Source organism: Ekhidna sp., from assembly GCF_039960695.1.
In the GTDB taxonomy this organism is placed as follows: domain Bacteria; phylum Bacteroidota; class Bacteroidia; order Cytophagales; family Cyclobacteriaceae; genus Ekhidna.
Genome location: NZ_JBDVKP010000004.1, coordinates 18,248 through 33,762, shown reverse-complemented (window position 1 = coordinate 33,762; position 15,515 = coordinate 18,248). Strand labels below are relative to the sequence as shown.

Here is a 15,515-nt window from a genome sequence, read left to right as displayed (position 1 = left end):
TAATTTGGTTTTATCATCTTAAGATAATAATTCCATGTTGAATAACCTATCTCAGCTATTGTGTTGAGTCTTTTCTTGATACGTCCACTGACTCTGTATTGCCTGACTCTTCTTCTCTTCGAATCAATGCTTCGTTTCTTTTCATAGTCAGTAGCTCAGTAAGGTCATTAAAGGAATGAACGAATCGCAGACTTATTCCAATCTCTTGATTTTGTTGGTTTTCGTTAACCTGTATTCTTTGATCTGAATTGCTAAAGACTTTAGCTCTTAGTCTTCCATCCTTCGTCAAACTGTATTCTACTGACCAATCACCAACGAGATCATTCAAGACATTATCATTATTATCATCCTGACTCCCAAAATCACCGCCTCTTGTTACTTTTAATCGACCGTTTAGAAAGGTATATGCAAATCGTAATTGAAAAGTGTTAAACGCGTCATTATTAAGATCTGCCAAATTGACTTCTACTTCAAGATTTTCATCAATTTGACTTACCAAATAACTAACCTGACTCGATAAGAATTCGCTCACACTATTTCCAACACTGCCTCCTCCACTTAACGTGAAGCTCTCACGTGGAGAGAATCTTTTAAGGAAAAGCAAGCTAATGACTTGCCGCTTTAGTTCTTGTTCATCGTTTCGAATACGCGAAAGCTCAGGTATGTTTTCATTTGTAGCATCTGATTCATTTTGTAGCTGAAGGTCAAAATCAATTTGTGGTGAAAGCATACCTCCTTCCAATTGAAGAATTACTAAAATCGGCACCTTTTGGGACAGCAAGGTTTTGTCTTGATCCACTGGATTTTTTAAACCTTCAAAAGACGCTCGTTGTAGATATGTAGCATCTAAATCGATTGATGCATTATATGGATCTCCGTACCAAGTAATACGGCTGCCAGGAACAACATCAAATTCTTTATTTAAAAGGTTGGGCACAGTGAAATTATAAGCGCCTTCCGTAATTTCAAGAGGTCCAAACATGCTAAAATCGCCGTCCGTGTCAAGCCGAAGTTTCAGGTTTCCTCGTCCTCTGCCTCGTATAATGTCACCTGTTTTTATATCAAATATTAGTTCACAATAAGCGTCTGGTGTCACTTCAATATCGAATTCCATCGTGAGCCCTGAAATTTTAAATTCTTCTTCTTCGTAAACATTTGTGGTGTCGGAAAAATCAACGAAAGTAATATAATCTTCCTGTCCTACTGAGGTGCCTTCTGAAACCGGGACGAAAAATCTCGTATCTGGTTCTGTTTTAATATTGGCTTTAATGTTCAGGTCATTTAGGGGTCCAGTTACATCAATTGTACCTGTTCCATAAGCGGATCCATAATAAAGATTATTATCAATTGTTGTTGTATTAAGAAACTCAAAGTTATTTGCACGGATCGTAATACTAGTCATAAAGTCTTGGAAAGTGGTATGTTGGACACTACCTGTAACGATTGCATTAGAGCCCTTTCTATCTACTAAATCAAAATTGGATAACCTTATCACATTAGGATCAAAATTAACTTGACCAGCAAACGAATAATGAGTGTTGAGATAGTTGACAGTAAGACCCCCATTTAATATATTGAAACTTCCTACCACGTAAGGTTTAGTAAATGTTCCTAACAACCTTAATGATCCGCTTGCAACCCCATCAATATTCGAGAAATTTTCCTTTAAAAATGGCTCTCCCATTTTTAAATCTGCATCATCAAATTTGATATCAAAATCAAGTTGATCATTCTTCTTTGATGGGTAATAGTATCCCTCCACCTCAATAGCATTTACATTCTTCCGCTCTACTTCTACTTTGGTGAATACACTACGATTTGCAGGGTTCCACTTTGAAGAACCACTTATATCTCCAACCTCTAGCTCGTCGTAGATTAAATTTTTTAATAAGAATGCTCCATCAAATTTGAATGCTTCGTCCTTGCTTTGCCTGAACATTTTAAAATTACCATTTAAAAAACCTCCAATTTCAGCTTCTGAGAACAGACCAACCTTATTCATATTTAGATCTTCTGTAGAAACAGTAATGTTGGTTTCTGTAGAATCAGCATAAATTCCTTCTACAACAATTGATTCACTGGAGTCATATATCTCCAAATTTGATATCGACGCTCTGTCGGAGGTAATAATAATTTTATTGGTAGGATTAAATGTCCAACTATCATTTAGAAGCTTTATATCAGAAGGAAGCATCTTAATAACTAATGAATCTTGATAAAGCATCAGATTACTTTCAACCCTAACATCACTTGCCGTTCCTGGTTGACTTATATGTGTCGTTATATCGATGCTATTACCGTACCATACTCCTTCTAATAGCAATTCTTCTGTATCTGGCATTCCAGCAAACACTTGCTTAGATGATTCAATTATAAAATTTGTAAGGATGTCGGATGCATCTAAATCACTAGATCCATTTATTTCAACTACGGGCTGATGAAATTCGCTTGTACCAATCGTAAAAGTATCTGACTGGATATACAGCGAAATATTGGCATTCTTACTTTGCCTAAATGTTGATTCAACAATTGTTTTGCCGCCTAAGGTAAAAGGAAGCTTGAGCGAATCAATATATCTTGAAATATTATCAATTTGTGCATAAAGTGACAGTTTGTAGCTTTCACCACTAACTTCATATTTTGTGGTATCATGATTTAGCTTGAGCTCTGATGCGTACCTAGCAGCCATTATTGGTATGTCTTTCAAGGCATCAGATATTTTAAATTCTCCCTTCAATGTCGAGTTAAATCCAGGAAACGACATTTGGATTACGCGTGTGCTGTCCTCAAAAATTGCACTAACTCTAATGGAATCTAACTCAACTTCTTTTTGATCAATTGAGAGGGAGCCTGAGTCTATTGTTAGTCTGCCTGAGAAGTTATCTATATCTATATCCATTACTTCAAGCTGCAACTTTCCGTGAGCGGAAATAGCTCGAGAAGTTAGCTGAAGTTTATCCGCATTAATTTTATCAACTTTGATATTAGCATTTAAAACTTCATGTATTTGCCTAAAATCAATTTGTGCAGCGCCACTTAAGGAACAATTAGGATCATTTACAGAAAAACCTCCTTCAAAATAATTCTTAGCAAACTTTCCATCAACTTCAACACTATCATATATGTATCCTTTTAATCCACTCTTATAAATGAGTGCCTTTAGGTCGAACTCTGCATTCTCTGGTTTTATACCTCTCCCATTAATTGTGGCTTTCAAATTAACGACTTGTGCAATTTCATTTTGAAAGAACGCACCAATATTTAAATTTTTAAACTCAAGATTTCCTTCATAGGACATATTATTCGGATTGTTGGGAATTTTTAAATTTATATCTGTGTGAACAGAGCCCTGATTTGTAATAAAGTCCCCACGTGCCACAAAATCATTTAAAAATCCTGCAAAGCTACCAGTGAAGTCAATCCTTCCCATTTGACTTAAATTATCAGCATAATTACCAATATATGGCCTGAGATCGGCTGGAAGAACATGTGAATCTGTAATATCTGCCAATATGAATGTCTGCTTAATAACAGGTAATCCAAAGCAGCTTACTCCACCGACGAAATATGATCTACCATACCCAAATCTTGTTTCCTCAATATTAAAATCTCCTACCGTTCCCCAAAGAATTCCATCGATGGTAATGTCCTCATTAATTTTATCTGTCCCCAGAACAAGTTTTAAATCTGTTTGAGAAATTCTCGAATTATTAAAATGAAGAATAAACGAAACGCTATCAACAAAATGCCCAAAATCATCCAGTCCATTGTAGAAAAATTCTAAGCTATCAGATATATAACTCGTCGGTGTTCTAAAGTTTAGATCATCAATACTTAAGGATTGGTTGCTTAGATAAAAATTAGTACTTAATTCGGTGATCGTGAAACCTGAATTGCTTTCATATCCATTCATCTGTATGATGTCTCCAGAAATTGTGTCTGAGACTAGTGATAATTCAACAATACTAAAATCAGGTATTCTAAAACTTAAGTTCGCAAAGTCCAACTTAGACTCATCAGGGGTTTTTGTTTTGTCTCTAAGACTCAACTTAAGATTTTTCAGATCAATCTGATCAACATGAATAGGTTTAGATTTCTTTTTAACCGTATCTTTCTTTAGCGCGTTAAGAAACTCTGAAAGATTCAGTCTTGATAACGAATCCGGTTTAATCAGCTTTAGTCTAAGATCGTCGGCACTAATTTCCTCGACACTTAAATAGTCTCCATAAATTATATCCTTGATTGAATAATTTATAGTCAGGCTTCTCGAATATATAAGTGTATCACTTTGTAAATCTTTGACCAGGATTTCTTCTAGGCTTGCTCTATCCAGCCAAGAAATTTTAACTTTATCAATAGATATTTCATGGTTTGTCTTTGTTGAAATAATTTTCAAGACTTTTTGTGCCATAAAAGTTTGAACAGGACGTAGCTGCAGCAGGAGCATTATCACCAGGAATAAAGTCATCAAATAAAAGAAAACCCCTGAAAAAATCTTCCAGAGTACCTTACGAACTTGTGATATAGTTATCTTGGCCTTCAAAAAGCGGTGGCGGTTATCCTTGGTATAGAGTCTTCTTGTGATGAAACTTCAGCATCCATCTGTATTAATGGCAAAGTAATCAATAATGAAATTGCTAGCCAAGCTATTCATGCGCAGTATGGAGGCGTAGTGCCTGAATTAGCTTCTCGTGAACATCAAAGAAATATCGTGCCAATTGTTAATCATGTAATACATCATGCCTCTATTAACGTTACTGAGCTCGATGCGATTGCCTACACTAGAGGACCTGGATTACTTGGGGCATTGTTGGTTGGCAACAGCTTTGCTAAAGCAATGGCTGCTTCACTTAATATTCCTTTAATACCTGTTCATCATATGAAGGCCCATGTGCTTGCACATTTTATCGATGATCCCAATCCTGCATACCCCTTTATTTGCTTAACTGTTAGCGGAGGTCACACCCAAATTTTAAAAGTTAACAGTCCAACTGACATGGACATTCTTGGTCAAACCAAGGACGATGCAGTTGGAGAAGCATTTGATAAAGCTGCGAAATTATTGGGGTTGCCCTACCCTGGGGGGCCAATGATTGACAAACTAGCTAAGGATGGGGATCCATATAGATTCAAATTTGCGGAATCTGTAATGCCCGCACTCGATTATTCCTTTAGTGGTATCAAAACTTCTATTCTTTATTTTTTAAGAAAAGAATTAAAAAAAGATAAAGGCTTTATTAAGAATAATCTAACTGATCTGGCTGCTAGTATTCAACAAACTCTTATTTCTATGTTGTTGGACAAGTTGACAAAAGCCACCAGACAAGAAAATATCAATCAGGTTGCGATAGCTGGTGGTGTATCAGCAAACAGCGGATTAAGAAAGGTGTTGGAACTTAATTCGAAAGAGCTAGGATGGGATGTATTTATACCTGACTTTCAATATTGCACTGATAATGCCGGCATGATTGCAATAAGTGGTCACCTTTTATATGAACATGGTTCATTTGGGAAAATAACTGATAGTCCACTACCAAGGATGCCATTTTAAGGACTGTATTATATTTAAACTATGAGTAAGGAAAAAAATCGATTTTCTAATAACATACAAATAAAGAACCGAAAGGCCAGTTACGAGTATGAATTTGTAGAAAAACTAGAGGTTGGTATCATGCTCAAAGGGACCGAAATTAAATCCTTAAGAGAAGGGAAAGCTAGCATTCAGGAAGCCTATTGCTTCTTCAGAAAAGAAGAACTTTTTGTAAAAGGGATGAACATATCTCCCTACTCTCAGGCAAGTTTCGAAAGTCATGAGATGACTAGAGACCGAAAACTATTGCTGAAAAAAAGAGAGCTTGAAAAATTTAAATCAAAGATGGATGAAAAGGGGTTAACTGTTATACCGATCAAAATTTATATTAATAGCAGGGGATTGGCCAAGTTAGAAATTGCACTAGCCAAGGGTAAGAAAATCTATGATAAACGAGATAGTATTAAAAAGAAGGATCAAAAGAGAGAATTAGAACGGTTGAAAATATGACGCAATGAACACTGTACTGGTACTTAATCAAGACTACACACCACTTACTGTATGCTCAGTACAACGTGCTTTTATGCTTATGTTTTTAAAAAAAGCTGATCTAATTACTGAAATAAAAGAAAAGCGTCTAAGATCTATAAGTCAATCTTTTCCTTTCCCATCAATCATTATTGTAAAATACTACATTAACATACCTTATAAGGGTGTAGTAATGAGTCGTCATAATATTTTTAAGCGTGACGGAGGTAAATGTCAATATTGTGGTGCTCGAAAAGAGCTAACAATTGATCATGTTGTTCCTAGATCAAAAGGAGGTAAATCTATATGGACCAATCTTGTGACTGCCTGCAAGCAATGTAACTCACGTAAAAGTGATTTTACCTTAGAGAAGATTGGTATGCAGCTTACAAAAGCTCCAATTAAGCCAAATTACCTTACATTCTTAAAAATGTACAACGGTGCCTATCGTGATGATTGGGCGCCCTATTTAAACCCGAAACGGGTAAGTGCGTAGACTAAACTAAAAATTATTCATGAAATACCTTTCAATAATTCTCATAAGTATACTCTTCACTTCATGCACCATAGAAGATGATAGAAAAGAGTCTGAAAGAGAAGAGACACTGGATAGATTCGAGGAGAAAAAGCGAGAGATTGAGGAAGAAATAAGTCAGCTGAAAGAAGACTCTGAAGAAGCAGCGGAGGATGCTAAAAGAGAAATAGAAACCGCTCTCAGGAAATTAAAAAAACAACGTAGAAAGGTAATTGACGAAGCTGATAAACTTCGAAAGGCGACAAAGAAAGAGCTAGAAGATGCACTTGACAACGCCAAACAGGAATACGATCAGTGGATTAAGGAGAAGAAAAAACAACTGAACGACTAGTCATAAAAAAACCTGATCAGTCAGTTGGCTGATCAGGCTTTATATCTGAATTATTAAAGTTGCAATTAATTTTGCACTCCTCTTAAGGACTTGTACAAAATCTTTCTGGCATTTGACTTTCTCAATGTTTGCTCCACATCAGACACAATGCCCATTTTCACTTCATTATCAATATTGAGTGCCATTGTGATACGATCACGCTCTGCCTCTGAAAGCTTATCCTTTTCCTGGTTCACAAAAAGTGTTAACTCATCAGGTTCCATGAATACATCATTGGTTTGAATTCTTGGCTCCTCACCATAAGTTCCAATATTCCTTGGCTCACCTATGTAGATATGACTAACTAATGATTTTTTCTGAATCTTCGAAAGTTGCTCTGCTTTTGGAAGTACCTGCTTCACCAAAATCTCTTGTTCTCTCATCACAGTTGTCACCATGAAGAAGAAAAGCAACATGAAGATAATGTCCGGCAATGCTGCCGTTGGAATATCTTGAGATGCACTAGAATTTTTCTTAAACTTCGACATAGTTCAACTTATTTATCTGGTTCTGCAATTGAGATCGCTTTTGGAATTCCTGCTCTGCCCTGGAGATACATTCTCTTTTCAACATCATTGCTTTGATCTAGCTCCAAAAATTCCATAGCATTAATACCTACTCGTTCTGCATAAATTTCATTATAAGCAGCATGAGCAGCATCCATGATTTGAATGTACAAATCATAACTGGTTCCTCTATTTGCTTTAAATGAAACCACTGCCTTTTTAGGATGATCCGAAGACTCAGGGCTTTGTTTTGCTCTGGCTTTCATCTGAGATGGCAGGCTATTGTATGTATCAATACCTTCCTGATCAGGATTACCAAAGTTTAAAACAAATGCTTTAATGTCATCTTTCAATTCCGATATCGGCTTGTTATATGGCTCATTCTCTACCAACAACTGATCATTTGAGTTCGCCAAAATCTTGAAGATATTTCGCTCTTGAAACTCAACAATTGGTTGATCTGGTTCTGGTGGAGGAGGCAATGTCATTAAAATCCCCTTGTCATTTGCTATCGTGGTTGTCACCAAGAAGAAAATGAGTAAAAGGAAGGCAATGTCTGCCATAGAGCCAGAACTCACTTCCGGAGTGCCTCTCTCTTTATTCCTCGCCATTATTCAGCTGCTTTTTTAATTTCTGTATAAACGATACCGCCAATCGCTGCGATCGCAAGAATGTAAAAAGTTGTCAATCCTGCTCCCACGAGCTTCGCCGTTGTCTCGGATGCATCACCTGAGTTTTCTCCATTAGCTGTAAAAAAAGCTACAAGAAAAACTACTACCAATGCTCCGACTCCCATTCCCATTTTCTTTAATGAGTCTGGGTCTCCCATTGCCTTCATTAGTGGCATACCTACTGCTGTGAGTATGCAAACACCAATGAGTATATACGATATAAATAATCCTACATCAACCATAGTCTAATCTATTTTTAGATTACTTAGAAAGATTGTGTTTCACAAGAAGGTCTACCAAAGAGATAGAGGCATCTTCCATGCTATTCACAATTGAATCAACTTTAGATACAAGGTAGTTGTAAAAAAGCTGAAGAATTACTGCCACAATCAAACCACCTACAGTAGTCAAAAGTGCCACTTTAATACCGCTTGCTACTAGAGCAGGAGAAACATCACCAGCTTCTGCAATTGCGTCGAATGCTTCAATCATACCTATAACTGTACCCATGAAACCAAGCATTGGTGCAAGAGAGATGAAAAGTGAGATCCAAATCATACCTCTTTCCAGCTTACCCATTTCTACAGATCCGTATGCGATAATTGACTTCTCAACCATCTCTACTCCCTCAGACATTCTTAAAAGTCCTTGAGTAAATATAGAAGCAACCGGGCCTCTTGTGTTTCGACAAACTTCTTTAGCTGCATCAGCACCACCAGCGCTTAACGCATCTTCAACATCAGCAAGAAGTTTTTTAGTATTAGTAGAAGCCATGTTAAGGTGGATAATTCTTTCAATAGCAATTGCTAAACCTAGAATCAAACATGCAAGAACGATACCCATGAAAGTTGGTCCTCCATCGATGAACTGTTCTTTTACTACTTGGTGAAATCCTTTTGATGGAGCTTCTTCTACAGGAGCTACAATCTGGGCGATTTCTACAGGCTCTTCATATACTTCTTCGGTTTGTGCTGAGTCTACATCTGCAGAATCTGCTGCAGCATCAGAAAACTCTTGCGCAGTAGCGCTGAAGGTAAATACACCTGCCAACATTAAGAGAGTCAATAACTTTTTCATAATTCAGTCTTGTAAGTTAAGTCTTCGGTTTAGTTAAATATTTAAGTTTTAGTAAAATTCAAATTTGCATTTTCATTCCCACAAAATTCGCACCATTCATAAAAAAAGTCGAACTCTTAGGTCATTCGCTTCAAATCGCAGAGAGGAAGGGATTCGAACCCTCGATACCCTTTTGAGGTATACACGCTTTCCAAGCGTGCGCCTTCGACCACTCGGCCACCTCTCTGTAGGCCGCCACTTTTGACGGGCTACAAATAAATCATGAAAAATACCTTTATGCAAGTTTTATTCGAACATCAAGGTCTTTCTCGGTATTTCATTCAAGCACAGCGTCCATTTCACCAGCTAAAGAATGGGGCAGCTGCCGCTTAAGCTCCTTCGTAACTTTCTCTGAGCCTAACAAAAACATCAATTTTGTAATTGCAGCCTCAGTAGTAATGTCCCCGCCACTCAAAACCCCTATTTCATTCAATTTTTTACTTGTTTCGTATCTTCCTTGCTCAACTTCTCCACCAATGCACTGACTAACATTTAGGATTACTTTACCACTTGCAATTGCTTCCCTCAAGCAATCTATAAACCAATCGAAACTCATCGTGTTTCCGGATCCAAAAGTTTCCATAACAACACCTTTAACATTTGGATTTTCTAGAATTGATCGAACGACATGCTCTGTTATTCCTGGGAATATTTTCAGGATTACTACGTTTGAATCCATCAAATTCCTAACCTTAAGTTGTGCCTCCGGATCAAACGGCTTCAAGGCTGGATAATTAAATTCTATTTCAATTCCTGCCTCAGCCAAAACAGGATAATTTTCGGATTCAAATGCAGCAAATGTGCTACTTCTTAATTTTTGAGAACGTGAGCCTCTTAAAAGTAGATAATTAAAATAGACGCATACTTCACTTACGATCGTTTGTCCGTTGCTGTGAGCTGCCGCTATTTCAAGTGCTGTTATTAAATTCTCTCTTGCGTCTGAACGGATGGAACCTATTGGCATTTGAGCACCAGTGAAAATGACAGGCTTGTTTAATCCCTCTAGCATATAACTAAGCATGGAAGCTGAGTAAGCCATCGTGTCCGTTCCATGAAGAATCACAAAAGCATCATACTGAGCATAATTTTCTTCAATGATGTATGCCATATCTTTCCAATCCTGAATAAGGATATTCGAAGAATCGATGGGTTTTGGAAATGAGATAACTGTCAGTCGAATGCCTAGTTGACGAAGCTCAGGAACACGATCTACTACTTTTCCAAAGTTGAATGGAGCTAGTGCTCCACTCGCGTCTTGAATCATACCAAACGTACCTCCTGTATAAATTATGAGTACCGAACGTTCACCGCTCTTATTGATATTTACAATCTTGTATTTCAATCACTATCACTTTTGAGTAGGGAAAAATAGCGCATTTGCATTAGCTGTGGTCAATTCAATCAAAGCTTCTTTTGTCGTATGTAAATATTCTGCCACTTTATCCGCAATAATCGACACGAAAGCAGGCTCGTTCCTTTTTCCTCTATGTGGTGTTGGTGTTAAATACGGGCTATCAGTTTCTAAAATAATTTTAGTCTGATCGAGAAATGGGATTACCTGATCCATGCCACCATTCTTGAATGTACTTACTCCACCTAGTCCAAGGTAAAACCCCATATCTGTGATTTGTTTTGCTTGCTCTACAGAACCCGTAAAACAATGAAACACACCCTTTAGTCCTTTATTCTCATGTGATTTAACCAACTGAATGGTTTCATCTATTGTTTCTCTGCAATGGATGACAATAGGTAAATCATACTGAATTGCAAGTTCAGATTGAAAATTGAAAGCTTCTTTTTGTTGTTGCCAAAAAGTTTTGTCCCAGTATAAGTCGGTACCCATCTCACCTACTGCTAAGAAGCGTCTCTTACTTAGCCAACCTTCAACGACTTTTAATTCTTTTTCAAAATCTACTTTTACAGAGCATGGATGAAGTCCCATCATGGGAAAACAAATATCAGGATACTTCATTTCGAGATTTAGCATCGAATCGATGGTGGTGCTATCTATGTTAGGAAGTAAGATTTTCTGTATTCCACTTTCAAGTGCTCTATTAATCACTTCATCTACATCTTCAGAAAAGTGGTCCAAGTAAATGTGTGCGTGCGTGTCAATCATCTTATAGATTCGAATTTCACCCCTTTTGATGAAAAAAAAGAAAGGATTTCAGGAAGAATGATTTTTAGATTATTAAAGGCTTTTATTGAATCATGAAATAATATGATGCTTCCAGGTTTGGCCGCCTTTAACTGTTCAATACTTTTGTTAACATCAAGTTTTGGATCAAAATCCCATGAAAGATGACTCCACATCACTATTTTTCGATTTTTCAATGCACTTATTTGACCTTTCTTAATTCGACCGAATGGTGGGCGGAACAGTTGATTATGGATTCCCAATTTCATCAATTCATTGTCGCAAGTGCGAATGTCTTCCTGATAGGTCATATTTAAGGTTTTCCAGCCATTTAAATGGCTGTAAGTATGATTCCCGATTATATGACCATCTTTTATTATCGCTCTTGCAATACTTTCATATTCTTTAATGTGCTTTCCTAGGCAAAAGAAAGTAGCTTTTGCACCAACCTTCCTCAATTCTTTAATTACCCATGGGGTTACTTCTGGATGTGGGCCGTCATCAAAAGTTAAATAAAGAGATTCTTCAGAATCTATATTCCATATCAGCTCTGGATACCGAGCCTGCGAAATCCATGGGGTTCTGTAAAAACGGATCATTTGTTTTGAATATGGCAGGAAAGCATGGTAATGTCATCGTGATAGCTACGATTTCCCTTGAATTCATTTAATGCTTTCACAATATGATCATGGAGATCCGATAGATCTTCAGGACAATCTTGCTTCATTATTTCAAGCAATCGCTCAAAGCCAAAATCCTCATCTTTCTCATTGAATGTTTCTGTCAGGCCATCGGTATATGCGAATAGGAAAAATTCATCCAAATTGTCCAATCGTTGGGTTTCAATGAATGGTAGTGGATCGAACATCCCCAAGACCGTGGTGCCATCATTAAGTAACTCGATTTTATCTCCATGCTTAAGAATAATTTCATTATGACCGCAGTTGATATATTCTAAATTCTTGGATTTGAAATCATAAATTCCAGCAAAGAAAGTAATGAAGTTTTCAGCGTTTCCACTAACAAATGTGGCGTGATTTAGCTCGGTAACTATCTCAAGAAGGTCTTTTGTTTGTCTAACCAATGCGCGTAAAGAAGCCTGAAAATTTGACATAAGGAGTGCTGCCGGAACGCCTTTTCCAGACACATCTGCAATGCATGCCAAAAATTTATTTTCATCTATCTGAATGTAATCATAGTAGTCTCCACCTACATCGTGATGTGGAAGATAAAAAGCCTCAATCTGCAATCGCTCGATCTTTGGGAGCTCTTTTGGAAAGAGGAAGTTTTGAACCTTCTTGGCAATCTCTAATTCTCTTCTATAAGCTTCCTGCTCCATTTGCTGACGTGCAAGTCTCTTATTCTCGATTGCTACAAGAATAATGTTCGTCAATGCATTTAAAAATCGATTCTGAACACCGAGTTTAGAATCCGACTCGATGAACACCACTGAAAGTAGCTTGCTTTTATGATAGACTGGGAATACAGCGTCGAACTCATTGAATGATGTTTCAACTGTTCCTATTTGATTTTTTAGTTCTTTATATTTTGCTGGAAGTGTACCTCCAATTAAGTCTTCTTTCGTGCCGAAATTTACACGACAAACCCATGCTCCACTTTGTTGCGTGTATAGTGCGAGTTTATTAATTTTTAAGTCGGCCAAAAGGGTAAACTTATAAATCTTAAGTAGGTCATCTTCAGGCAAGTTATTGTTTACTGCCTGAGTCACCTCAAGTAAAGCGTTGAGCTGAAGGTCTTTTATATCAAGTGAAGTGCCCTTCATTTCGAGTTGTGTTCAAATAGTCCTTTTTTAGAAGCAAGGTAAAAATAGGATTGAAAATCATTTTCTAAATCCAGTTGATCCAGCTCAGATTCTTCATTAACCGATTTGTAAACCCGTACCCACCCTTGCTTGGCCATATTTGCTAAATTGACTTTTAAGACATCATCTGAAAAATCTATTGCTTCTTTCAGGTCAGAATAGGCGGTAACAAAATACAGTTCATCAATAATATCAAATTCTAGGTCTGTCATCCGTATTTCCTTCCTTTCCAGGTATAAGAACCAAAGATAGAATTCATACCCATGAATAAAACATGCAAAGGATAAATAATTTGAAAGACCAATAAAGGCCAAAAACTACTTCTTCCTTTTAAAAATTTATTGATTGGGGCGACAAACAAAAGCATAGAAATGAAACGGACCAATATCACCAGTGCTATCAAGATTGGATCAATCAATCCCAACAATGAAAATGCGATTGAGGCGTAGAAAATCAAATAGTCAAGAAAGAACAATATTGCACTTACTCGTACTTTCCAATTCTTATTATACTTCCATTTGCTGGTCCATCGGGTTCTTTGATTGACGAAAGAACGCAGCTTTTTATGCGCAGCGGTTTTCACTACAGCATTGTCACTCTTCAAAAAACGAGTAGAGTGTGGGAATTTACTCATGATGTTGAAGAGTAAAAATTCATCATCACCTGATGGAGTAAACAAGTTATTGGTATATCCGCCAACCGCTTCAAATGCACTCTTTCTAAATCCAAGGTTTGCACCACTGCACATACTTGGGTTTTCATGTGAGATTGTTACCGCCCCAAAACCCATTAAGCCCGCAAACTCAACCTGCTGAAGTCGAGCAAAGATTCCTTTGCCCTGAATAGCCACCGGTCCCGCTACCATATTGGTCCTTTCATCAAAAGCATCGTTATAACACTTAATCCAGTTGTATTCAAACCAACAATCTGCATCTGTCGTCAATATCGTCTCGTGCTCCGCAGCATTAATAGCTGCAGTCAGCGCATGTTTTTTACCCTGTTTTTGTTTATCAATCAAAGGAATTAATCTAATGCTAATTTCCAGGGAGTCCTTTAATCCATTAACTATACTAACAGTTTGATCATCAGAAAAATCATCCACCACAATCACTTCGAAAAGATCTTTTGGATAATTTTGTTTCGCTAATTGATGCAGGATTCGCGCAATATTTTCCTCTTCATTCCGAACAGGAATAACTACAGAAAATGGTATCAGCGTCTCTTTCGAAGAAATCAATGGAATTCGGATCCATCCATGAGCCAGTTTAAGGTAAAAAAGCACGTGCAGAATTGTGAATGCTGCTATCAAAATCATCATCACGCAATGTTAACTCCATTTGTTCGAGTGACTTTTAATTGAGTACTTAAATATTGAGAAGACTTCAATTTAAACCAGATTATTTTGCAAATGCTGGTTTCCATTTGAGAAACAAAAGCATTCCAACTAGTGAAGGAATGACTGTGTTGATAATCCAGATAAGGAAAATCGGGATTAGAACGAGATGAAGTTGATTCACATGTGGTTCGAAAAATAAAACTCCTGAAGCTTCTCGTATGCCAATGCCTCCTAAAAAAAGTGGGAGCGCTGACCGAATAAGAAATATCCATCCTATGCCAGCGATGAGAAGGCTGATTGATAACATAGGAAGGAAAGCTTGAAGTACAAGTAAGAATTGACTGACGAAAATCAGATATCTCAATAATGATAAACCAAAAACTCTAAGAAAAGTCATTTGATTCAATTGTTTGAAATAAGCGATGAAGCGTCTAAATGAATTTCGAAACATAAGTCCTAGCACCATCAATAAAGCAATTGGAATCAGTACCCACCAGCTCCAATCGTAGTTTTTAGCTAAATGGCTTATTCCATAGCCACCTAATAGTATCGTGAAGCATAGCATGATAAATCTATTAAGCAAGGCAGCAGAGGTCGTTTTATATTGATCCTGCTGCTGTGAAATTCGCACAATCAAATCTCCAGATGTTAATGGAAGTACCCAATTGAGCGCTAATCCTCCAAGCACAGCACGCCACGCCTCTTTTGTGGAAATTGACTCAAAAACTTGAATAGAATACTTCCATCTTAATACTTCTAAATACCAATTTGAGGTCATCAACAAGCAAACAACTGTAAGTGTAAACCAGAAACCATTGGGCCATTTTATTTCGCTAAGTGAAATAGGTTGATCCTGAAGTTTGTCATAGAGAAAGAATAAACATCCAACCAGCAGTGCCAGCTTTAACAAGCCAATGAGCCTTGACTTTCGAAGGTTGTTTGGCTGGTTGTTCTTAATTTGCAT

General features: G+C 37.2%; 16 protein-coding genes and 1 tRNA gene. 4 read left to right on the top strand and 13 right to left on the bottom strand.

The genetic code is table 11. From position 1 onward, the window contains the following. Window positions 1-55: 55 nt before the first annotated feature. Window positions 56-4,411: a translocation/assembly module TamB domain-containing protein gene (locus tag ABJG98_RS00975; protein ID WP_348277583.1), complete on the bottom strand. Its 4,356-nt coding sequence runs from the start codon at window positions 4,409-4,411 to the stop codon at window positions 56-58. Window positions 4,412-4,549: 138 nt separating this feature from the next. On the opposite strand from ABJG98_RS00975, the gene tsaD reads away from it, so the two are divergent. From tsaD to ABJG98_RS00955, 4 genes are read left to right on the top strand one after another with little or no spacing between them, the layout of a single operon-like run. After that, window positions 4,550-5,551: a tRNA (adenosine(37)-N6)-threonylcarbamoyltransferase complex transferase subunit TsaD gene (gene tsaD, locus ABJG98_RS00970; RefSeq protein WP_348277582.1), complete on the top strand. Its 1,002-nt coding sequence runs from the start codon at window positions 4,550-4,552 to the stop codon at window positions 5,549-5,551. A 21-nt stretch (window positions 5,552-5,572) separates the two neighbouring features. Beyond that, window positions 5,573-6,040: an SsrA-binding protein SmpB gene (gene smpB, locus ABJG98_RS00965; protein WP_348277581.1), complete on the top strand. Its 468-nt coding sequence runs from the start codon at window positions 5,573-5,575 to the stop codon at window positions 6,038-6,040. Window positions 6,041-6,044: 4 nt separating this feature from the next. Beyond that, complete coding sequence (locus ABJG98_RS00960; RefSeq protein WP_348277580.1) at window positions 6,045-6,554, top strand: HNH endonuclease; 510 nt, start codon at window positions 6,045-6,047, stop codon at window positions 6,552-6,554. Between the two features lie 19 nt (window positions 6,555-6,573). Continuing rightward, window positions 6,574-6,924, top strand: a complete 351-nt coding sequence (locus ABJG98_RS00955; protein WP_348277579.1) for a hypothetical protein — start codon at window positions 6,574-6,576, stop codon at window positions 6,922-6,924. A 65-nt stretch (window positions 6,925-6,989) separates the two neighbouring features. Here ABJG98_RS00955 and ABJG98_RS00950 read toward each other — a convergent pair whose 3' ends face one another. The 12 genes from ABJG98_RS00950 to ABJG98_RS00895 all read right to left on the bottom strand — a co-directional run bounded on the left by ABJG98_RS00950 (window position 6,990) and on the right by ABJG98_RS00895 (window position 15,515). Continuing rightward, window positions 6,990-7,451 (bottom strand): biopolymer transporter ExbD, encoded by a 462-nt coding sequence (locus tag ABJG98_RS00950; protein WP_348277578.1) that lies wholly within the window; start codon window positions 7,449-7,451, stop codon window positions 6,990-6,992. An 8-nt stretch (window positions 7,452-7,459) separates the two neighbouring features. Further along, on the bottom strand, window positions 7,460-8,080 hold the full coding sequence (locus ABJG98_RS00945; RefSeq protein ID WP_348277577.1) for a biopolymer transporter ExbD: 621 nt from the start codon (window positions 8,078-8,080) through the stop codon (window positions 7,460-7,462). Beyond that, a complete protein-coding gene (locus ABJG98_RS00940; RefSeq protein ID WP_348277576.1) occupies window positions 8,080-8,382 on the bottom strand; it encodes a hypothetical protein in 303 nt (100 codons plus the stop codon). Before ABJG98_RS00940 ends, ABJG98_RS00945 begins: the two co-directional genes overlap by 1 nt. Window positions 8,383-8,401: 19 nt before the next feature. Next, window positions 8,402-9,217, bottom strand: a complete 816-nt coding sequence (locus ABJG98_RS00935; protein WP_348277575.1) for a MotA/TolQ/ExbB proton channel family protein — start codon at window positions 9,215-9,217, stop codon at window positions 8,402-8,404. Window positions 9,218-9,355: 138 nt separating this feature from the next. Further along, window positions 9,356-9,443: transfer RNA gene (locus ABJG98_RS00930), tRNA-Ser, on the bottom strand. Window positions 9,444-9,533: 90 nt separating this feature from the next. Then, complete coding sequence (locus ABJG98_RS00925) at window positions 9,534-10,598, bottom strand: asparaginase (RefSeq protein ID WP_348277574.1); 1,065 nt, start codon at window positions 10,596-10,598, stop codon at window positions 9,534-9,536. Between the two features lie 6 nt (window positions 10,599-10,604). Continuing rightward, window positions 10,605-11,375 (bottom strand): TatD family hydrolase, encoded by a 771-nt coding sequence (locus tag ABJG98_RS00920; RefSeq protein WP_348277573.1) that lies wholly within the window; start codon window positions 11,373-11,375, stop codon window positions 10,605-10,607. Next, window positions 11,372-11,992 carry a polysaccharide deacetylase family protein gene (locus ABJG98_RS00915; RefSeq protein ID WP_348277572.1) on the bottom strand — a complete coding sequence of 207 codons (621 nt, stop codon included), beginning with the start codon at window positions 11,990-11,992 and terminating at the stop codon, window positions 11,372-11,374. The genes ABJG98_RS00920 and ABJG98_RS00915 overlap by 4 nt, the downstream gene beginning before the upstream one ends. Further along, the gene (locus ABJG98_RS00910) at window positions 11,989-13,176 is read right to left on the bottom strand and encodes a PP2C family protein-serine/threonine phosphatase (protein ID WP_348277571.1); all 1,188 of its coding nucleotides are present in this window, start codon (window positions 13,174-13,176) and stop codon (window positions 11,989-11,991) included. The genes ABJG98_RS00915 and ABJG98_RS00910 overlap by 4 nt, the downstream gene beginning before the upstream one ends. Next, entirely contained in the window at window positions 13,173-13,427 is a 255-nt protein-coding gene (locus tag ABJG98_RS00905; protein WP_348277570.1) for a transporter, read from the bottom strand. The genes ABJG98_RS00910 and ABJG98_RS00905 overlap by 4 nt, the downstream gene beginning before the upstream one ends. Then, window positions 13,424-14,533: a glycosyltransferase gene (locus ABJG98_RS00900; RefSeq protein WP_348277569.1), complete on the bottom strand. Its 1,110-nt coding sequence runs from the start codon at window positions 14,531-14,533 to the stop codon at window positions 13,424-13,426. The genes ABJG98_RS00905 and ABJG98_RS00900 overlap by 4 nt, the downstream gene beginning before the upstream one ends. A gap of 79 nt (window positions 14,534-14,612) precedes the next feature. After that, window positions 14,613-15,515, bottom strand: a complete 903-nt coding sequence (locus tag ABJG98_RS00895; protein ID WP_348277568.1) for a hypothetical protein — start codon at window positions 15,513-15,515, stop codon at window positions 14,613-14,615.